The 19,306-nt window shown below is 50.5% G+C and carries 18 protein-coding genes and 1 pseudogene; 11 read left to right on the forward strand and 8 right to left on the reverse strand.

The features are described from left to right. The first annotated feature begins 113 nt into the window (after positions 1-113). Positions 114-1,280, forward strand: coding sequence for a benzoate/H(+) symporter BenE family transporter (locus tag EDF88_RS03125; RefSeq protein WP_134182846.1), 1,167 nt, complete (start codon positions 114-116; stop codon positions 1,278-1,280). Here EDF88_RS03125 and EDF88_RS03130 read toward each other — a convergent pair. Further along, positions 1,260-2,132: a helix-turn-helix domain-containing protein gene (locus EDF88_RS03130; protein WP_134182848.1), complete on the reverse strand. Its 873-nt coding sequence runs from the start codon at positions 2,130-2,132 to the stop codon at positions 1,260-1,262. The genes EDF88_RS03125 and EDF88_RS03130 overlap by 21 nt on opposite strands. 178 nt (positions 2,133-2,310) lie before the next feature. On the opposite strand from EDF88_RS03130, the gene EDF88_RS03135 reads away from it, so the two are divergent. Continuing rightward, complete coding sequence (locus EDF88_RS03135) at positions 2,311-3,216, forward strand: DMT family transporter (protein WP_134182849.1); 906 nt, start codon at positions 2,311-2,313, stop codon at positions 3,214-3,216. Positions 3,217-3,262: 46 nt separating this feature from the next. Here the strand turns inward: EDF88_RS03135 and EDF88_RS03140 are convergent, their stop codons facing one another. Beyond that, positions 3,263-3,925, reverse strand: a complete 663-nt coding sequence (locus EDF88_RS03140) for a DUF3313 domain-containing protein (RefSeq protein WP_134182851.1) — start codon at positions 3,923-3,925, stop codon at positions 3,263-3,265. Positions 3,926-4,125: 200 nt separating this feature from the next. Here EDF88_RS03140 and EDF88_RS03145 point away from each other — a divergent pair, with 200 nt between their 5' ends. Further along, positions 4,126-4,518 carry a VOC family protein gene (locus EDF88_RS03145; protein ID WP_134182853.1) on the forward strand — a complete coding sequence of 131 codons (393 nt, stop codon included), beginning with the start codon at positions 4,126-4,128 and terminating at the stop codon, positions 4,516-4,518. Here EDF88_RS03145 and tehB read toward each other — a convergent pair. Together tehB and tehA are read right to left on the reverse strand one after the other, a co-directional pair. Further along, positions 4,515-5,108, reverse strand: a complete 594-nt coding sequence (gene tehB / locus EDF88_RS03150; RefSeq protein ID WP_134183250.1) for a tellurite resistance methyltransferase TehB — start codon at positions 5,106-5,108, stop codon at positions 4,515-4,517. The two genes, EDF88_RS03145 and tehB, sit on opposite strands and share 4 nt — an antisense overlap. Beyond that, positions 5,104-6,093 carry a dicarboxylate transporter/tellurite-resistance protein TehA gene (tehA, locus tag EDF88_RS03155; RefSeq protein ID WP_134182855.1) on the reverse strand — a complete coding sequence of 330 codons (990 nt, stop codon included), beginning with the start codon at positions 6,091-6,093 and terminating at the stop codon, positions 5,104-5,106. Before tehA ends, tehB begins: the two co-directional genes overlap by 5 nt. Positions 6,094-6,207: 114 nt before the next feature. Here tehA and ydcK point away from each other — a divergent pair, with 114 nt between their 5' ends. Then, positions 6,208-7,137 (forward strand): YdcK family protein, encoded by a 930-nt coding sequence (ydcK, locus tag EDF88_RS03160; RefSeq protein WP_134183252.1) that lies wholly within the window; start codon positions 6,208-6,210, stop codon positions 7,135-7,137. 11 nt (positions 7,138-7,148) lie between these two features. Here ydcK and rimL read toward each other — a convergent pair whose 3' ends face one another. Next, the gene (rimL, locus tag EDF88_RS03165) at positions 7,149-7,703 is read right to left on the reverse strand and encodes a 50S ribosomal protein L7/L12-serine acetyltransferase (protein ID WP_134182857.1); all 555 of its coding nucleotides are present in this window, start codon (positions 7,701-7,703) and stop codon (positions 7,149-7,151) included. 176 nt (positions 7,704-7,879) lie between these two features. Here rimL and hpxO point away from each other — a divergent pair, with 176 nt between their 5' ends. Both hpxO and EDF88_RS03175 read left to right on the forward strand, forming a co-directional pair. Next, a complete protein-coding gene (hpxO, locus tag EDF88_RS03170) occupies positions 7,880-9,037 on the forward strand; it encodes an FAD-dependent urate hydroxylase HpxO (RefSeq protein WP_134182859.1) in 1,158 nt (385 codons plus the stop codon). Between the two features lie 145 nt (positions 9,038-9,182). Then, positions 9,183-9,545 (forward strand): annotated as a pseudogene (locus EDF88_RS03175) (type II toxin-antitoxin system HicB family antitoxin). A 73-nt stretch (positions 9,546-9,618) separates the two neighbouring features. Here the strand turns inward: EDF88_RS03175 and EDF88_RS03180 are convergent. The 3 genes from EDF88_RS03180 to EDF88_RS03190 form a co-directional block, all read right to left on the reverse strand. Then, positions 9,619-11,274 carry a glucan biosynthesis protein gene (locus tag EDF88_RS03180; RefSeq protein ID WP_134182861.1) on the reverse strand — a complete coding sequence of 552 codons (1,656 nt, stop codon included), beginning with the start codon at positions 11,272-11,274 and terminating at the stop codon, positions 9,619-9,621. Positions 11,275-11,506: 232 nt separating this feature from the next. Continuing rightward, entirely contained in the window at positions 11,507-12,283 is a 777-nt protein-coding gene (locus EDF88_RS03185) for a transporter substrate-binding domain-containing protein (protein ID WP_064518670.1), read from the reverse strand. Positions 12,284-12,295: 12 nt separating this feature from the next. After that, a complete protein-coding gene (locus tag EDF88_RS03190) occupies positions 12,296-13,465 on the reverse strand; it encodes a pyridoxal phosphate-dependent aminotransferase (protein WP_134182863.1) in 1,170 nt (389 codons plus the stop codon). Between the two features lie 120 nt (positions 13,466-13,585). On the opposite strand from EDF88_RS03190, the gene EDF88_RS03195 reads away from it, so the two are divergent. The 5 genes from EDF88_RS03195 to EDF88_RS03215 all read left to right on the forward strand — a co-directional run bounded on the left by EDF88_RS03195 (position 13,586) and on the right by EDF88_RS03215 (position 19,298). Then, complete coding sequence (locus tag EDF88_RS03195) at positions 13,586-14,446, forward strand: LysR substrate-binding domain-containing protein (protein ID WP_166671943.1); 861 nt, start codon at positions 13,586-13,588, stop codon at positions 14,444-14,446. A 223-nt stretch (positions 14,447-14,669) separates the two neighbouring features. After that, complete coding sequence (locus tag EDF88_RS03200; RefSeq protein WP_134183254.1) at positions 14,670-15,299, forward strand: response regulator transcription factor; 630 nt, start codon at positions 14,670-14,672, stop codon at positions 15,297-15,299. Continuing rightward, positions 15,300-16,841, forward strand: coding sequence for an MASE1 domain-containing protein (locus EDF88_RS03205; protein WP_134182866.1), 1,542 nt, complete (start codon positions 15,300-15,302; stop codon positions 16,839-16,841). Positions 16,842-16,928: 87 nt separating this feature from the next. Next, positions 16,929-18,257: an MFS transporter family glucose-6-phosphate receptor UhpC gene (gene uhpC, locus EDF88_RS03210; RefSeq protein WP_134182868.1), complete on the forward strand. Its 1,329-nt coding sequence runs from the start codon at positions 16,929-16,931 to the stop codon at positions 18,255-18,257. 9 nt (positions 18,258-18,266) lie between these two features. Next, positions 18,267-19,298, forward strand: a complete 1,032-nt coding sequence (locus tag EDF88_RS03215) for an ABC transporter substrate-binding protein (protein WP_134182870.1) — start codon at positions 18,267-18,269, stop codon at positions 19,296-19,298. Positions 19,299-19,306 lie beyond the last annotated feature (8 nt).

Here is a 19,306-nt window from a genome sequence, read left to right on the forward strand (position 1 = left end):
TGCTAAACATTTCACATAACAATGAACTTGCAGAGTTTTCAACATCATCACGCCTGTTGTTAATGATTTGTGATGTTATAGTTCGACAACGCTAAAAACTATGAAGGAAAAAAATGCGCACAATATCCATCCCATTGCCCACGATCCTGGCAGGGTTTGTTGCTGTTTTAGTTGGCTACGCCAGCTCGGCGGCAATTATCTGGCAGGCGGCGGAAGCTGCTGGTGCTAACACGCTGCAAATCGCGGGTTGGCTGACGATGCTTGGGATTGGCATGGGGGTGAGTACTCTCGTGCTAACGATTTGGTACCGCACGCCCATTCTCACCGCCTGGTCCACTCCGGGTGCAGCTCTGCTCGCGACCAGTTTACCAGGCCATTCGCTCAATGAAGCTATCGGCGTGTTTATTTTCGCCTCATTTTTAATTCTGCTGTGCGGTGTGACCGGCCTCTTCGCCCGTTTGATGCGTCTTATTCCCTCAACACTTTCCGCAGCGATGTTGGCAGGCATTCTGCTGCGCTTTGGCCTCGATGCATTTACTTCTTTGCAGGGGAATTTCTTACTCTGTGCCAGTATGTTGCTCGGCTGGCTACTGGCAAAAACCTGGGCTCCACGTTATGCCGTTGTGGTGGCAATGGTAGTTGGCCTGCTGGTTTGCATCATCAGCGGAAGCCTGCAAAGCGGTAGCGTGCCGGTCGCAATGGTTATGCCAGAATTTACCACACCACATTTTTCACTATCGAGCCTGTTAGGCATCGGTATCCCTTTCTTCCTGGTGACCATGGCGTCACAAAACGCACCAGGCGTTGCCACACTCAAAGCCTCTGGCTATGAGATTCCGGTATCGCCACTGATTGTGGTCACCGCAGCGATTGCTCTGATACTGGCACCTTTTGGCGTGTTTTCTATTTGTATTGCTGCGATCACTGCCGCAATTTGCCAGGGTTCTGAAGCGCATCCCGATCCGTCAAAACGCTGGCTTGCCGCCGCTGCGGCTGGCGTGTTTTATTTGCTTGCCGGTATTTTTGGCGGCTCCATCACCACGTTACTCACCGCACTGCCTGTCGCCTATATTCATACGCTGGCAGGCCTGGCGTTGTTGAGTACCATTGCAGGAAGCTTGTATCAGGCGTTAAACCACGAGCGTGAGCGCGATGCGGCAATCGTCACGTTTCTGGTCACTGCATCTGGCGTCAGTTTGCTGGGGATTGGTTCTGCTTTTTGGGGGCTGGTGGCTGGCGGGATATGTTACGCGTTGTTCTCATTTACCCGTCGCGCGTAGCTGTGACGGTGTCACGCCTATCGTCGCTTTAAAACGATTACTGAAATGGCTTGCCGAGCTAAACCCGCAGGCCATCGCTATATCTGTGAGCGATAACGGGCTGTTTTTCACTAATGCTTCGGCGCGTAACATGCGTCTTTGCATGACAAATTGATGTGGTGCGAGCTGGATTGATTGCTTAAACATGCGCGCAAAGTGAAACTCGCTGAGCCCTGCTTCTTGAGCCAGTTCAGTCAGCGTTAATGGTTCACTAAGGTGCTGTTCAATATATGCCTGGATATTTCGCAGCACCGCAGGTGCCAGGCCTCCACGCACATTAGGCAAACGCCACTGCACGTTGCTGTACGTCTGAACCAGGTGGGTCAACAGCAGTGTTGATGCCGTACTCAACATCAAATGGTTCGCCTGCTGTTGCCAATCGCTGCTGAGTAGAAAGTGGCGATACAACTGTGTAATACGCGGGTCCTCGCTGAAGATTTTCTCATCGAGCTGAAGAGCAACCGGGCTGCGATCCCAGATTTGCTCCGCAATATGACGCAGATGTTCATCCGTACAATACAGATGCACAAATGAAAAATGGTTGCGAATATCCCAGGTAGTTTCCCCGTCTTTTGGCATTAGACAGAACCGGTCTGGCCCGCCGCCATTTTTCCAACCTGAATTGGTTTTTTGGTAGGTTTCATAACCTTCATTCACATACATGCTTAACGTATGGTGATCGCTGCATTGCGTCACACGGTCGAGACTGTTTGACCAGGCCGACAGTTGAATCCCGGAACCCAGCTGCACGTTATCTTCCAGCACGGCGTTGTGCTGGCGAAGATTTTCAAATGCGTGATACGGCTGGGTCATAACTTATTACCATCAAGGTTCGGGACTGACAGTGTATGTAGTGCCAGCACTCGTTACCAGCCATTAACAATCCACCCTGCAAAAAAAACCGCAAGAATATGCAAGCCACGCAAGCCGGTGAAAGCAACGAGCGACATATTCCCGGATACTCCCCTTAACCGTTTGGGGAGATAACAAAATGAATGCATTGCTTTATATTTCGGTGGTGGTGATTTGGGGTACAACCTGGCTTGCAATTTACATGCAGCAAGGTGTGGTGTCGGTACCCGTTTCTATTTTCTGGCGTTTTGCCGTAGCGGCCGTCGTGATGCTGGTGGTATTACTGGCGCTTGGACGCTTGCGTCGTATCAGCTTACGTGACCATCTGTTCTGCATGCTGCAAGGTGGCTGTGTTTTTGGTTTTAACTTTTTCTGTTTCTATCATGCTGCGGCATATATCAGCTCGGGACTGGAGTCGGTAATATTCTCCATGGCCGTGTTGTTTAATGCGGTTAACAGCATGATTTTCTTCCGTCAGCGTCCACACAAAAATTTGCTACCCGCCGCAGTTCTCGGCATTGCCGGGGTTGTTGCGCTGTTCTGGCATGATTTGGTCGCGACACAACTTGCCCCTTCTCTACTGTTGGGAATCGGTTTGAGTGCACTGGGCACTTACGGGTTTTCACTCGGCAATATGATAAGTACTCGCCACCAGCGTCGTGGGCTGGAGACGCTTTCTACCAACACTTACGCCATGTTTTACGGCACCGTCATTATGGGTGTGCTGGCACTGGTGCGCGGTGATTCGTTTATGCCGGAATTTACGCTGCGCTATCTGGGCTCGCTGTTCTATCTGGCAATTTTCGGTTCGGTTATCGCCTTTGGTGCCTATTTCACGCTGGTTGGGCGTATCGGTGCAAGCCAGGCCGCTTATAGCACGCTGTTATTCCCTCTGGTGGCATTGAGTCTATCTACGGTTTATGAAGGGTATGTCTGGCATAGCAACGCCATTATCGGGCTTATCATGATCTTGCTGGGCAATCTGGTGATGTTTTCAAAACCGGGGATGTTTAGTGCACTGCCATGGCGCAAGCGGGCAGCATAAGAGGTAAAAAAGGGAGCTTAGCTCCCTTTTTCCGTGTGATAGCGCGTTATTTAACTTCAAACATGGACGCATCTGTCGCCATGCCATCAATCACTGATTTCAGCGAGTCTACGGTAATAGGTGCACTTTCATTGCTTACCGTTTTACCTTCGCCTTTACGTACTACTTTCATTACGACTTTGTTGGTTGAGGAGTCAATTAGCTCCCCTTCAAAATAGAGGTTTGTTTCCATCGTACGGTGGCCTGTTGCTGCTTCAGTACCCGCAACAATCATTGCCACTGGAATCACTTCATAAAACTGCAAACCTTGTTTGCTGCTGTCTACGCCCGTAATTGCACCATGGAAAATCAAAGTACGCGGACCCGGCTTGCTGACCAGTTGGATGCGCTTCTCGGCACTCGCTTTCAACTGTTGATTGGAGTATGCAAGGATTTTATCCAGTGTCTGAGCACCCAGTTGGGTGGTTGGTTTCGGCACTGGGTAGTAAGTCAACGGATTGAAGATAAGTTTGTCGTAGTTGCTGCTTTTAAAGCTTGGATCAACCCAGCGTAAAATGGTTTTTCCAGATGCAGATTGTGTTTCCTGAAGACCGGAATAATTTTTTAAGAAACCAGAATACTTCTCAGGAGCGGTAACAGACGAGGAGCAGCCGGCCAAGGCTAACAGGCCTGTTAGGCAGGCGGCTTTAACACAAAAAGAAGTGCGCATATTTTATCCCTGTAAATTGCATGTAAGCCTTTCAGTTATAGCAAAAAATTGGGATTGCGCATGAAGTTATAAATGCTATTTTTCCAAACTCAGATAACAATCGCGAAATTTCTTTTTAACATGCTCATTATTTAGCTCGAATTACCTATTTTTTCGTATATAAGATAGCCTTACATGCAGTAAATAAATATGGAGTAACCATGATTCCACATCTGCGTATTGCTCGTCCGGTGACCGATCTTGCTCAAAGCAAAGAGATGTACTGTCTGGGATTGGGTTTGCAAGAACTCGGGAATTTTAGCGAGCACGACGGTTTTAGCGGCGTGATGCTGGGTCGTGATGATTTAAGCTGGCATTTTGAATTTACTGTTTGTCACCGCCACCCGGTAGAACCCGCCGCAACGGTTGATGACCTATTAGTGCTGTACTATCCGGATAACGCTCAATGGCAAAAAACCTGCCAGCAAATGCTGAATGCAGGTTTTGTCACCATTAACAGTTTTAATCCGTACTGGGATATCGCCGGGCGCACCTTTGTTGATAACGATGGTTATCGCATCGTGCTGCAAAACCGCGCCTGGCCTGCGGCTTAGACTTTGCGTGCCAGCATAGTGGCGAATCGCAGTTTAATGCGGTTACCTTCCGCGTCGGTTTTATGTAATTCACCGACATCTTCGTTGTATTTCAGCAATTCCCAACCCGCGTAATAATGACTCAACTCAGCTTCAGTAAAAGCAAATGGGAAGCCGACGGTGCAAGGGAAATCTTCGGTGTCCATCGCAGCAACAATCAGGTTGTAACCACCAACTTTGGTGCAACGCTGCATGTTGGCGATAAGCCCTGGAATGGTGTTACGCTCCAGGAACATCATTACTACGGTTGAAAGAATGAAGTCGTACTCGCCGTCAAAATGTAATGTGTTGAGATCGACCACGTCTGCAGTGATATTTTTCAGCCCTTCCGCTTCAATAATTTTATTCAGGTTGCTGATGCTCATCGGGTTTTTATCCCACGCTGTTACATCAAACCCTTTTTGATTCAGATACAGACTGTTACGACCGCTACCGCAACCGAGATCTAATGTTTTCCCAGGCGGGACAACCGTTACCGCATTCACCACGTCAGAATGGGTGCGAGTTAAGCCATATTTCTCGGTGTAATAATTTTCAGAAACCATGTTAATTCGTCCTTTTTGCAGGCCGTTCGACACGCAGCAGCAATTTACCCTGATAAAGCAGGATAACCGTGCGCACCAGCAGCAGGCCAATAATGAAATTAGTGAAGATAAATAGCGGCACCGCGAGTGCGGTAAAAAGCCCGTCGTTACTCCCCATGCCCAGATGAAGGGCCGTGGCAGCAAGTGCTGATATACCGAACGAGAAGCTCCAGAACGAGGCATTAAATGGCTGCATCAAATACCACGGCATCAGGCGCAACATAAACAGTAATTGCAGCAACCCATAGCCAAACAGCATTTTGGCAAAGAAGTCAGGTTGCCCACCGTTAACACTCAAATAAGCGTTGCAAGCAACCAGCGCAGGTGCGAGTTGAATGCCAAGTGAAGTTCGCGTCGTTTCCGGGAGTTCACCAGCGCTGCGTAAACGATGCAAAATCGCCGGTTCCAGGCTTAACCAGGAAAATACGCCCGCACCAAAAAACAAAATACCGAGGTCATGGAAACCAAGCGCACCGCAAGCCATCGCGCTGATAAAATTATTGGCAACTGTTGGCAAATAGAGTCCCGGCGTAGTGTCGGTATGCGGGTGGCTGCCACGCCATAACCCGGCACTTTGCCATGCGGCGTATACCAATTGCACTATTGCCCCAAAAGCAAACATGCCCACGGCTAACGGGCGAAGATAAGGCGCGATGGCAATCGAAACTAATATGGTTGTCGCCGGAAACAGGCTCACAAAACTGCCCTTCAACGGGTGGCGGACCTCATCTAAAACGGTTTGCGGATATTTCACCAGGCGCACGATAAAAGCCAGCGCCAGAGCGAGCCAGATAGCAATCGCCAGGCCCTCAAACGCCTCACCAATTACCGATGATACTGGCCAAATCGTGGCAGCGTAGCGCCAGGCAAAACCCATTCCGATGGTCCCAAGAACCATACCAAAATACCCAGCCGGGAGATTAAGCATGGTTCGCGTTACTGATTTATTCATTTCGTTTAAAACTTAAAATGTATTTTAGATGCATTTTATGTGATTGCACCGAAGAACGCCATCTGAGGATTTACCTGCTAAGTTTTAAACAGAAAGAAAACTAAGGCGAAGATGATGAACAAGTATCAGTTAACGGGCGACTCGCAACTACATGATTATCTGGTCGATGGCAAAAAACAGCAGGTCAAACTCTGGCAAGTTGTGGCCCTGTGCGATTTCAGCGACATCAAAGCCGGGCAACTGGGTGGCTGGATTGAAAACGAAGATAATCTTAGCCAGCTCGGGAATTGCTGGATTTATGGCGGCGAGTGCATGGTATACGGCGGCTCAAGTGTTAACGATGATGCTCAAGTTCATGGCAGTTCCACCCTTTGCCACCAGGCCCATATCAGCGGGAAAAGCATCGTTAAAGAATCATTGATTAGCGGTGAATGCCGTATTTACGATGCCGCGCGCATTGTTAACGGCAGCAAGGTGATTGCGGTTCGTGGACTGACCGCCGACAACGATAAAGTGCTGCAAATTTATGGCAACGCTACGGTAAACGCATCGCGCGTGGTTCATCAGGCACAGATCTTTGGTAACGCGGTGGTGAACAACGCTTTTATTGAACACCGCGCTGAAGTGTTCGGGCAGGCAATTCTCGAAGGCAATGACGAGAACAATATCTGGATCTGCGACTGCGCCCGTGTGTTCGACAACGCGCGTATTATCGCAGGGCGTGGTGATGACCAGATCCCAACCATTCGCTATTCCTCGCAGGTCTACGGCAATGCGCTTATTGAGGGCGACTGCGTGCTAAAACACCAGGTGCATATCTTCGATGATGCAACACTCATTGGCGGCCCTATCCAATTAGATAACCAGGTGCAGATTTACGGCCAGGCGCGAATCACCGGCAATGTTCTGATAGAGAACAATGTGCAAATTTACGATAAAGCAGCGGTTGATGGCCTGGACGGTGAGCTCATTCATATACGAGGCATTAAGGATATTAACGGTGAGCAGCGAGTTACTCGCTCACCGTTTTATGGCGTGTTTTAAGAACCGTCGCGTTAACCAATAATCCGCGCGTAGATGTTCTGGTCATGGAACTCGCCATTTAAAAACTCAGCTTGTTTCAGGCGCCCTTCAAGCAGGAAGCCATTACGCAACGCCACCTTATTACTGGCGACATTACTGACAATGCATTTGATCACAAAACGGCGGGCCAGGCCTTCACGGGCGTACTTGTGAATGACCGCGTCTAAAGCTCGCGAAATAATCCCCGACCCCAGGACATCTTTATCCAGCCAATAACCGATATAGGCGGTTTTATTGGTCGGCTCTATCTGGTTAAACGAGAACACCCCTACCATTTTTTCATCCTGGAAAATCAGGAACATTTTCGCGTAGCCACGATGATGCAGGATATAGTTGCCCTGCGCCATTTTGCGCGAGTCCTCAACCGACAACACGAACCTCGGCCAGTCCATCGCTGTTTGTAGCCAGGCTTTGTTCTTTTGTACCAAAGCAAAAATCTCATCCACATACCGCTCATTGATTGAATGAAGTGTTATGTGGTCATCAATATTAATCACGTCGTCTTGCCAGTTATCAGAATCGCGCACGCACCCTCTCCTTCTTTTTATCTGTGGAAAATAATGGTGCAGAAAAATAGATTGCACCACAGACGATCCCCACCAATGCACAAATCAGTTTAACGCACGTCTCGCGCCGCTGCTGGGCTGCTTCTCATGCTGGTATAGATATTGCTTAACATCTTTGTAACCCAAAGGAGACTTAGATGAAAGCGATCATAATTGGCGGCGGCATTGGTGGACTCTCGGCGGCAATTGCCCTGAAAAGATGTGGCATTACAACGGAAGTCTATGAAGCGGTCAAAGAAATCAAACCGGTTGGTGCGGCAATTTCGATTTGGCCAAATGGCGTGAAGTGCCTCAACTGGCTCGGCATGAAAGAGCAGCTCCAGCAATTGGGTGGGTCGATGGAATATATGGCCTACAAAGAATTTGTCCACGGCCAAACCCTGACACGTTTTAGTCTTGATCCTTTAATTCAAAGTGTTGGCGAGCGCGCCTATCCGGTGGCTCGCGCGGAACTGCAAGACATGCTGATTGATAATTACGGGCGTGCGGATATTCAGTTTGGCAAGCGCGTAGCGCGTATCGAAGAGTTTGACGGTGGCGTGCGGGCATATTTTGAAGATGGTCATGTTGCAGTAGGTGATGTGTTAATCGCCGCCGATGGCACCCATTCGGTGATCCGCCCCTATGTGCTCGGCCACCAGACAGAGCGCCGTTATGCCGGTTACGTTAACTGGAATGGTCTGGTCGATATTGATGAATCTATTGCACCTGCCAACCAGTGGACGACATTTGTCGGCGAAGGTAAGCGTGTGTCGCTGATGCCAGTTGCGGGCAATCGTTTTTACTTCTTCTTTGATGTGCCATTAGAAAAAGGACTGCCGGAAGATCGCAGCACGGTAAAAGCCGATTTAACCCGTTATTTTTCTGGTTGGGCAGACCCGGTGCAAAAGTTGATTTCCACAATTAACCCCGACACCACTAATCGCATAGAAATTCATGATATTGAGCCATTTATGCAATTGGTTCGCGGGCGAGTTGCGCTGCTTGGTGACTCAGGCCACAGCACCACACCAGACATCGGCCAGGGCGGATGCGCTGCCATGGAAGACGCCGTTGTACTGGCCGTCGCGCTGCAAACCAACTCTCTCGGTGTAGAAGATGCATTGCTACGCTATCAGGAGAAACGCGCGTATCGCGTAAAAGACCTGGTGCTCAAGGCGCGCAAACGCTGCGATGTGACCCACGGTAAAGATATGAACATCACTCATAGCTGGTATGAAGAACTAAAAAGCGAAACCGGTGAGCGCGTATTGTCGGGCATGCGCGAAACGATTCTCGGTGGGCCGCTGGAGTAGCGTTGCACAATCTTTCATTCAAATCCTGAAGGATGTTCCAGAAATGACGTCAGAAATTGACGTCATTTTTTTATATGCCAGCATGACTTCATAAATTGACTTCACGGAAGGGTTCATGGGCTAGGGCAAGTATTGGAGTAACACCATGACGGATTCACATTCAATTCCAAATACAATGGTGATTTGCGGCCCACCGGCGTTAATCACTTGGGTTTCTGAAATCAGCCTGTTTCGCGGCAAATTTCTCGGGCTTTCAGGCTACTGCGATTTTGTGGCAGATAGCGCTAAGGGCTTGATGTAGGAAGGTGAGATTTCGCTGAAAGCGTATCTAGCGGATTGCAAAGAAAGCGGCATTGAGCCGTATGAGCGCGAAGAGAAGATCAAAACCTTTACTCTGCGCTACCCCGAGTCATTTGGCGAACGCCTGGCGATTGCCGCCGCCGAACAGCGCATGTCGGTAAATAGCTATATTGTTGAAATGCTCAGCAAGCTGATGAAACTAAAGTGAATCTGTCGGATGACTCTGCACTTATCCGACCTACAAAAGATAAAGCCCCGTATTTGTAACGGGGCTTAAGCTATTACTTCATCACGCGGTCATCAACGTACTTGCGTTTATCCGGTGCTGGTGGGAAGTAATGATACAGCCAGGTTTCACTGATGGCATCACCCTGGCAGCGCAAGAACATTCGCATATCTACCGGGTCGGTAGAGTCATCTGTTGGATACCAGTCAAACAGAATACGATAGCCGTCGAATGGCTCGACATACAAAATCTCAATCTGTCTGGCTTCGCCGTTAGACAGCGTGATAACCGGCTCGATACCTTTCGGTGCCGCAGCTTTCAAATCACCACCGATAAAATCAATGGCGAAACGGCGTGACCATTTTTCAGGGAAATGCTCGCCAGGTGCCCAACCTTCCGGGAAACTGCCCATACCGGTGCGGGTCGCGTAAACTCGCGCCAGCGGCGACTGAATCGGCGGCAAACCGCTCCAGTACAGACGGTATTTGAATTCCAGCTCATCACCGGCTTTCACCGGTTTCTCCGGCTGCCAGAAGCAGACGATGTTATCAAGCGTTTCCCCCGTAGTCGGGATCTCCATCAGCCCAATCGCGCCTTTACCCCACTTATTGAGCGGCTCAACCCACAGACTTGGGCGCTTGTTATACCAGCCCATGATGTCCTGGTAATTGGCAAACTCGTGGTCGAGTTGCAGCAAACCGAAGCCTTTCGGGTTGTTATCGAGATAAGCGTTGAACTGCAACTTCTGTGGGTTATTGAGCGGACGCGTTACCCATTCGCCGTTTCCACGCCACATAGCCAGGCGATCGGAGTCATGAATTTGCGGGTGAATGGTGTCGCACATACGGCGTTCGTTAGTGCCGCAGGCAAACATACTGGTCATCGGCGCGATGCCCAATTGCTTAATATCTTCACGAGCATACAGGTGATTATCGACATCCATCACCACGCGCTCAGCTTCACAACTGATTGTAAATTTGTACGCCCCGGTGACACTTGCGCTATCTAACAAGGCGTAGACCACAAACTTCGTGTCACCCGCTTTCGCGGTTTCAAACCAGAAAGAGGTAAAGTCCGGGAACTCTTCCAGCTGATCGGTATAGGTGTTTACCGCGAGGCCTCGCGCTGAAAGCCCATATTGGTATGTATTATCGACCGCACGGAAATAGCTCGCACCAAGGAAAGAAACAACGTCACGGCGCGCCAGTTCTGGTGCTTTAAATGCTTTAAAACCGGCAAAGCCAAGATCAATCTGGCCTTCGAGTTGTTTGGTATCAACACCTGCATCGTTGTAGTTAAACAGCTCAGGGCGGAAGTGAATTTCACGTGCCTGATGGCTTGCTGAATCTACGGAGAACATGCGTACACGGCGGCGGAAGCCCATACCAACGTGGAAGAACTGCACATCAAGTTGGCGGTTTTCGATGTTGTTCCACAGCGAGTGTTCAGCATCATACTGAATCGCGTTGTAAGCCTGTGGAGTTAAGTTTGCCAGTGTGTCCGGCAACGGACGCGGTTTGCCAACCCACGGTTTCTTCGACAAATCATGGGCCATTGACTGGAGCACAGAAAAATCGAATGCGGTGGTGCGACCATCGGCAATTTCAGACTCTGCCGCGTAAGCTGCACGCGAGAAGAGCGTGGCAATTGAAGTTGTGCCGCTGACAGCGGCGAGAGCCATTGAGGCTTTGATAAAACGTCTGCGGTTCATGCCTGAAAAATTGTCCTTCATTGTCGATGTGTTTCGCCCCCACAAGAGGCAGAACAGCGGCAAAATCTAGACCGCACACTCTAGACAAAAATCACTGAAAAACCAATCGGAGACACAGACCTTTACGCAAAATTTGCGGGGTGGGGTTTGTAGGGTGGATAAGCGAATGCGCCATCCACCATTTACACAGGCAGTGTCGGATGTCGCTACGCTAATCCGACCTGGAGAACACTTATTTGACGGCTACATCGATACCTGGGAAATACTTCTTGGCAAGTGCGGTAATCGTGCCATCAGCGCGTACTTTATCGATAGCGGCATCAAGCTGTTTTTTGGTCGCTTCATCGCCTTTACGCAACCCGTAACCGATACCACTACCCAAAATCGTATCGTCGCTTACCGGCTTGCCGATAAAGCCAAATCCTTTACCCTGTGGCTTGCTTAAGAAGCCTGCCTGACCTGCTGCTGACATCACCAAAGACGCATCAATACGGCCATTGAGCAAATCGCCCCACGCCATATTTTGGTCTTTATAAGAAACCACTGTTACGCCTTCTTTTTCCCAGTGTTCTTTCGCATAAGTTTCCTGAATGGAGCCTTGCAGAACGCCGATAGTTTTACCTTTCAGTCCAGCAGGCGTTGCTTCCATACCGCTGTCGGCTTTGCCCACCAACTGTGATGGAATGCGGTAAATTGGCTGGGTAAAGTCGATACTTTTACGGCGCTGCTCGGTGATATTCATTGCGGAGTTAATTGCATCGAATTTCTTCGCCATCAGCCCTGGAATCAGCGCATCAAAAGACGTTTCAACCCATGAACATTTCAGGCTCGCCGCTTTACAGATCGCGTTGCCTAAGTCGATATCAAACCCTTCCAGCTCGCCCGCCGAGTTACGGCTTTCAAACGGTGGATACTCCGCTTCCACGCCGTAGCGCAGTTCGGTTGCTGCGAATGCCGAGAATGACGCACACATCCCAACCAACAAACTTAACGCATAAACTTTTTTCATTATGACCTCGTATCAGCGTGGCTTAACCTGGCAAAGTGCTTGAGCACCCGCACGTAACGTAGCTTCATCTTTTGCAAATGACAAACGAATCAACTTATTGTCTGTTCCGTCGGTATAAAACGCGGAGAGCGGAATGGTCGCCACGCCATATTGAGTAATTAAACGTTTCACTAATTCGCTGTCTGATTCATCAGTGAAATGATCGAATTTCGCCAGCAGGAAGAAAGACCCGGCGCTCGGCAGCAATTTAAACGGAGACTCAGCCAGCAGTGTCTGCATTAAATCGCGTTTGCGTTGGTAGAACGCCGCCAGCGACAGGTAGGTATCTGGGTTCGCCATATATTCAGCAAAGGCATATTGCATAGGAGTATCGGCGGAGAACATCAAAAACTGATGCACTTTGCAGATTTCAGTCATTAATTCTGCCGGAGCCAGGCAATAGCCCACACGCCAACCGGTCACGTGGAAGGTTTTGCCGAATGACGAAACGATAACGCTGCGTTCAGCCAGTGCCGGATGTGTTGCCATGCCGTGATGGCGCTCACCGTCAAACACGATGTGTTCGTAGACTTCATCGGACAAAATAATGATGTCGGTATTACGCGTCAGCTCCACCAGCATTTCCAGATCATGTGCGCTAAACACCTGCCCACTTGGGTTGTGTGGTGTATTTACGATGATCATACGGGTACGAGGCGTAATAGCCGCGCGTACTTCATCCCAGTTGACGGTGAAATCTGGCAACGCCAGTTTCAGCGCTACGGGTGTTGCACCTTGTAGGCGAACAATGGGCGCGTAGCTATCAAAAGAAGGTTCGAAGTAAATGACTTCATCACCAGGATGCACTAACCCGCTGATGGCGGAATAAAGCCCTTCGCTGGCGCTGGCAGTCACTAAGATTTCATCGTCGACGTCATACGTTGAACCGTAAATCGTAGCGACCTTTTCTGCGATCAAGGTTTTTAACGGCCTGAAACCGGTCATGGATGCGTATTGGTTATGGTTATCCTGCATCGCTTTGGTAACACCGGCTATCAGCTTTGGGTCAGGCGAAAAGTTTGGAGCACCCTGAGAAAGGTTAATGGCGTTGTGTTGCGCCGAGAGTTGGCCAATAACAGTAAAAATGGTGGTTCCAACATCCGGTAATTTTGAACGAAATTGCACCGGGGTTTGCATAGTCATGGCCTCTCCTGTTAAAACGCGATTTGCATAACTATTCAATATGCAACAGGTTGCTACCACAACCGAATTGTTGTCATAATAGCCATGCAAAAAACTCATAGCTCAGCGGAGAGCAATCGAATGCGGCGCAATTTCCCCCTGAATACTGTTGATGCTTTCCTGGTGACAGCCAAACATCTGAATCTGACTCGCGCGGCAAAAGAACTCTGTCTGACACAAGGTGCCGTCAGCCGCAAAATCTCCACGCTTGAGGAATGGCTCGGCTATGCGCTCTTCGATCGTCATGCTCGCGGGCTGCACCTCACACCGCAAGGCTCTGCGCTGTTGCCGGAATTGCAGCAATCTTTTGAGCACTTGCTGAATGTCGCCAGTAATGCCTGCCATAAATCCAGTGTGATCCGCCTGAAAGCCCCGACCTGCGCTATGCGCTGGCTGGTGCCAAAACTTGTCCAACTGGAAATTGCATCGCCAGAGATTCAGGTTGCGTTAACCACCACCGTTGAACACGACGTGAATTTCAAAAACGAACCTTTTGATGCAGCGATTATTTTTGGCAAGCCTTCCACAACGGGTGCATTGCTGTTTGAGGAGCGGCTTACGCCCGTGATCAGCCAGCATTTATTGCCTGAAAACGCTTTAACACCTGAGGATTTGAGTCGTTATACATTTCTTCATCCGACGCGCGATCGCACCGACTGGTCGTTGTGGTTTGGGCAAAACGTCCCTAACCCGCCTGCTATGAATAAAAATCAACACTTCGATACTATGGACCTGGCTATCAGCGCCGCGATTCAGGGGTTTGGCATTGCGATAGCCGATGCCACACTGGTGGCAGAGGATTTGCATCGTGGAAGGCTGGTGCAGCCGTTTGCGGGGAGCGTGAAGACCGGAGCGTGTTATTGTCTGGCGCTGCGGCCAGGGGAGGAAAGCCATGCGGGGATTGAGGCCTTCAGGCAAGGGTTGCTGGCAGTAAGTGAGTAGGGATTTCTATGCGAGTTAGCGTACGGTTCCGTTCACTAAACGTTCGCTGATCCATGTAGGAACGGTAAACTTTCGGGTGAACGGAAAATCTCGATCCTCCAAAAGCCATAAGCTTACTTGCCCCCCATTTCTGTTACCCCTGTAACATAAACCCAACATCCCCATTGCGCAGAATCCATTCGCCCTCATGATGTCGCCAGACTCCCTTCTGATGAGCAGAACGATGATTGCCGTTGCTTTAGTTGATGACCATGTTGTGGTGCGCTCCGGTTTTGCGCAGTTACTTAGCCTTGAGAGCGATATTGAGATTGTCGGGCAGTACAGCTCTGCCGCCGAAGCCTGGCCTGCGCTGGTAAAAAATCAGCCCGATGTAGCCGTGCTCGACGTGGCAATGCCGGACGAAAACGGCCTAAGCCTACTCAAACGCCTGCGCCAACAACGCCCCGGTTTCCGCGCCATCATTCTGAGCATTTATGACACCACCGCATTTGTGCAAAGTGCGCTGGATGCCGGTGCCAGCGGTTATCTCACCAAACGCTGCGGCCCGGAGGAATTAGTACAGGCGGTTCGTTCCGTTGGTATGGGCGGCCATTATTTATGTGCGGATGCATTACGAGCGTTACGGCACGCAGGGCAACCGGCCAAAGTTCTGGAAGTTCTCACTCCACGCGAGCATGAAGTTTTCGATTTGCTGATCAAAGGCGAAAGCGTGAAACACATTGCCGAACAGCTCAACCTTAGCCACAAAACAGTCCATGTGCATCGCGCCAACATCCTCGGCAAACTGCAATGTGAAAGCACCATCGAACTGGTGCATTTTGCCCTTGAACACCAATTGTTAACCGGGCACTAAATGTCTCGCGCGTGGCATCATCTGCTGTTATCGCTGTTTATCGTCTTTGCCTGGGGGCTGACCTGGCTTGCCCTGTGGACGATCAGTTTTTATCTCACCGATAACGGCCAGCAGGCTACCTTACTGTTGCCGCAGGGCGTCCATCTCGCATTGTTGATTTTGCTACATCGTCGCTATTGGCCAGCCCTATTTATTCCGGTGATCGGGCTACTTATTTGGCTTTGGCTGCAACAGTTAATGACAGAACCCGTCATGTTGCTTTCCCCGCTGCTTAGCGCTATTCCTGCGCTATTAGTTCAGCATTACTGGCACCGTTTTACGCTGTACTGGCAGCGGCTATCTCTGCTGATGGCGGCCATTACTGGCGATGCGCTGTTACACACCGTGGTGCTGACGCCATTTCTGTCGAGTTCCGCTTCACAAACACTGCTGGCAGCGTTTACTGGTGGTGTAGTGCTGACGCCGTTCGTCTATTTGATTTATGAATATCTGCGCCAACAGCATCTGGAAAGCCTGCTGGCACAAGAAACACCCAATCCCCCGCTACGCACTTCGTTGCTTATCTGGTGCAGCCTGTTTTTCATCATCGGTGTTGGCGCACAAATGGTGGTGTCGCCGGAAATCGAGCGTTTGTTGCTGATTGTGGTTTTCCTGCCAAACGTAGTCATGGCCTACAAATTTGGCTGGCAAGGCGGTGTACTGGCAGCGCTCCTTGGCAGCATGATGATTACCATCGCCCGGCAAATTGGCAGCGGCTTTAACGGCTTGATGGAGATGGAACTTTTTCTCTCAACCCAGGCGCTGTTGGGCATTGGTCTTGGGATTGCCATCAGTCGCCAGCAGCATCTGGCAAATAATCTTCATCGTTACCGCCAACGGCTGGAAGTTGAGTTACAGGCGCGCCGCGAGTTGATGGAACAACTGGTGCACACCGAAGAGGACACGCGCAAAGATCTGGCGCGAGAACTGCACGATGAAATTGGTCAGAATATTACTGCGATTCAAATCCAGTCGATGCTGGTTAAGCGCACTGCCAGCGGTGATGCGACGGTACTCGCCGCCGAGCAAATCAACCAGCTTGCCCAACGAATCCACCACTCGACCCGCCACTTATTGCGCCAGCTTCGCCCACCGGTGCTGGACGAAATTTCCCTCGATAAAGCGCTGCACCATCTGATTCAGGAGTTCGCCTTTGATGAACGCGGTATCACCTGCCGTTTCCATTACGATTTACCCGGCCAGCCCGCCAGCGACCCGGTGGTGTTTACGCTCTATCGTCTGGTGCAGGAGTTGCTCAATAACATTTGCAAACACGCTGACGCCCACAAGGTTGAGATCGCGTTAACTCAGCAACCCCACGGCGTGCGCCTTGAAGTCAAAGACGATGGTATCGGCTTTAGCGGCAGCACCCACACCGGCCACGGATTACAAGGGATTGCCGAACGAATCCGCGCTTTAGGCGGAGATTTGCAACTCGAAAGCCAGTCCGGCACGCGCGTAATTGTTAACCTGCCCACATTTTTTGAACAAAAACAGGGATAACCAGGAATAATTCCTGGTTGGCTAAAACCTTGTCTCATCCCCTTTGCATCCGTGTTTTCTATAGTCATTTCAACCGGGAGGAATCAGATGATTTCCGAGCAAACAATCGGCCGTGATTATCGTTACTGGCGTCCACGTTTGCTGCTGTCGATGGTCGTGGGATACGCCGCATTTTACCTGACACGCAAAAGCGTCAGTTTTGTCCTTCCGGCGATGCAGCTCGATCTGGATTTAAGCAAAAGTGATATCGGCCTGCTGGGCACGCTGTTTTATCTCTCCTATGGCCTGTCGAAATTTGCCGCCGGATTGTGGCACGACCGCCGGGGCGCTCGCTGGTTTATGGGCGCAGGATTACTGGCAACCGGGGTACTGAATATTCTTTTTGCCTTCGGCACTAACCTGCCGATGTTGCTGATTATCTGGACTTTAAACGGCTTATTCCAGGGATGGGGATGGCCGCCGTGCGCAAGGTTATTAACGCACTGGTATTCGCGCAACGAGCGCGGTTTTTGGTGGGGGTGCTGGAACACGTCCATCAACCTGGGCGGTGCGGCGGTGCCGCTGATTTCCGCGCTGATGGCAGTGTGGTACGGCTGGCAGGCATCGTTATTTGTTTCGGGTGCCATCGGCATTGTCATTGGGATTTGGTTGTGCCGCAGCCTGACCGGCACGCCGCAAGAATTGGGATTACCACCGGTCGGCGTCTGGCGACATGACCCGTTGGAAATGCGCCAGGAACAGCTCAGTCCTCCAATGCCGCAGTGGCAAATGTTTCGCAGCACGGTGCTGCAAAACCCGATGGTCTGGCTTCTCGGTGTGAGTTATGTGCTGGTGTATCTGATTCGTATCGCATTGAACGACTGGGGCAACATCTGGCTTTATGAAAGCCACGGCGTGAATTTACTCAGCGCCAACGCCACGGTGATGTTGTTCGAAATGGGCGGATTACTGGGCGCACTGTTTGCCGGATGGGGTTCAGATTTGCTGTTTCGTGGCCAGCGTGGGCCGATGATTTTACTCTTTGCGTTGGGGCTGTTTGTTTCGGTCGCCGCACTTTGGTTATCGCCAGTGCACCACTACGCATTATTGGCAGTCTGCTTTTTTGCCATCGGCTTTTTTGTTTTTGGCCCGCAGATGCTGATTGGTCTCGCCGCCGTGGAGTGCAGCCATAAACAGGCGGCAGGCAGCGTTACCGGGTTTCTGGGTTTGTTCGCCTACTTAGGTGCGGCTCTGGCGGGATGGCCGTTGTCGCAGGTGATTGAGCGTTATGGCTGGTCCGGGATGTTCGCACTACTCACCGTTGCCGCCGCATTAATTGGATTTTTGCTGATGCCCCTGTTAATGGCGGGCATCAGCGCGCAGGACAGGAGTGTTGGTGCCATGGACCCGGCAGTTACCTTACCTCAGGACACTTAGGATAATAATATGAAACTGACCGTGCTCTCTTCTCTGGTTGCTGCGGGTGTTGCGTTGGCTACCCTGTCAGGTGCCGCGCAAGCCAAAGGCCGTCTGGTGGTGTATTGCAGCGCTACCAACGAAATGTGTGAAACCGAAACCAAAGCGTTCGGTGAAAAATACGATGTGAAAACCTCGTTTATCCGCAACGGCTCGGGAAGCACGCTTGCGAAAGTTGATGCCGAGAAGAAAAACCCGCAGGCTGATGTCTGGTATGGCGGTACGCTAGACCCGCAATCCCAGGCGGGGGAAATGAATCTTCTTGAGCCGTACAAATCAGCAAATCTCGCGCAAATCATGCCAAAATTCCAGGACCCGGCTAAACGCAAAGGCAACTACTCCTCAGCGGTGTATATCGGCATTCTCGGTTTTGGTGTTAACACCCAGCGCCTGAAAGAGAAGAACCTGCCGGTGCCGAAATGCTGGAAAGATCTGACCAACCCAATTTATAAAGGTGAAATCCAGGTTGCTGACCCACAAAGCTCGGGCACCGCTTATACCGCTCTGGCAACGTTCGCCCAACTGTGGGGTGAAGATCAGGCATTTGATTACCTGAAAAAACTCAACGGCAATATCTCTCAGTACACCAAATCTGGTATTGCTCCGGCGCGTAACGCCGCGCGTGGTGAAACCGCCATCGGCATTGGTTTCCTGCACGATTACTCACTGGAAAAAGAGAACGGTGCTCCGCTGGAATTGATTTCCCCATGTGAAGGCACCGGTTATGAGATTGGTGGTGTCAGCATCCTGAAAGGCGCACGCAATATGGACAACGCCAAACTGTTTGTTGATTGGGTGCTGTCGAAAGAAGCGCAGGAACTCTCCTGGAAAAAAGGCAAGTCTTATCAAATTCTGACCAACACCACCGCCGAAAGCTCACCGTTGTCGCTCAAGCTTGATGACCTGAAACTCATCAACTACGACATGGACAAATACGGCGCGACTGACATGCGCAAAGCATTGATCAACAAATGGGTTAGCGAAGTAAAAATGGGTAACTAACCCGTTAG

The organism is Buttiauxella sp. BIGb0552, from assembly GCF_004366275.1.
In the GTDB taxonomy this organism is placed as follows: Bacteria; Pseudomonadota; Gammaproteobacteria; order Enterobacterales; family Enterobacteriaceae; genus Buttiauxella; species Buttiauxella gaviniae.

What these genes read in the sequence shown, in the direction of transcription:
- EDF88_RS03130 (WP_134182848.1), bottom strand. Translation starts at nt 2,132, where the DNA reads ATGACCCAGCCGTATCACGCATTTGAAAATCTTCGCCAGCACAACGCC.
- EDF88_RS03190 (WP_134182863.1), bottom strand. Translation starts at nt 13,465, where the DNA reads ATGACTATGCAAACCCCGGTGCAATTTCGTTCAAAATTACCGGATGTT.
- ydcK (WP_134183252.1), top strand. Translation starts at nt 6,208, where the DNA reads ATGAACAAGTATCAGTTAACGGGCGACTCGCAACTACATGATTATCTG.
- EDF88_RS03205 (WP_134182866.1), top strand. Translation starts at nt 15,300, where the DNA reads ATGTCTCGCGCGTGGCATCATCTGCTGTTATCGCTGTTTATCGTCTTT.
- EDF88_RS03195 (WP_166671943.1), top strand. Translation starts at nt 13,586, where the DNA reads ATGCGGCGCAATTTCCCCCTGAATACTGTTGATGCTTTCCTGGTGACA.
- hpxO (WP_134182859.1), top strand. Translation starts at nt 7,880, where the DNA reads ATGAAAGCGATCATAATTGGCGGCGGCATTGGTGGACTCTCGGCGGCA.
- EDF88_RS03185 (WP_064518670.1), bottom strand. Translation starts at nt 12,283, where the DNA reads ATGAAAAAAGTTTATGCGTTAAGTTTGTTGGTTGGGATGTGTGCGTCA.
- tehA (WP_134182855.1), bottom strand. Translation starts at nt 6,093, where the DNA reads ATGAATAAATCAGTAACGCGAACCATGCTTAATCTCCCGGCTGGGTAT.
- EDF88_RS03200 (WP_134183254.1), top strand. Translation starts at nt 14,670, where the DNA reads ATGATTGCCGTTGCTTTAGTTGATGACCATGTTGTGGTGCGCTCCGGT.
- uhpC (WP_134182868.1), top strand. Translation starts at nt 16,929, where the DNA reads ATGATTTCCGAGCAAACAATCGGCCGTGATTATCGTTACTGGCGTCCA.
- EDF88_RS03180 (WP_134182861.1), bottom strand. Translation starts at nt 11,274, where the DNA reads ATGAACCGCAGACGTTTTATCAAAGCCTCAATGGCTCTCGCCGCTGTC.
- EDF88_RS03125 (WP_134182846.1), top strand. Translation starts at nt 114, where the DNA reads ATGCGCACAATATCCATCCCATTGCCCACGATCCTGGCAGGGTTTGTT.
- EDF88_RS03145 (WP_134182853.1), top strand. Translation starts at nt 4,126, where the DNA reads ATGATTCCACATCTGCGTATTGCTCGTCCGGTGACCGATCTTGCTCAA.
- EDF88_RS03140 (WP_134182851.1), bottom strand. Translation starts at nt 3,925, where the DNA reads ATGCGCACTTCTTTTTGTGTTAAAGCCGCCTGCCTAACAGGCCTGTTA.
- EDF88_RS03215 (WP_134182870.1), top strand. Translation starts at nt 18,267, where the DNA reads ATGAAACTGACCGTGCTCTCTTCTCTGGTTGCTGCGGGTGTTGCGTTG.
- EDF88_RS03135 (WP_134182849.1), top strand. Translation starts at nt 2,311, where the DNA reads ATGAATGCATTGCTTTATATTTCGGTGGTGGTGATTTGGGGTACAACC.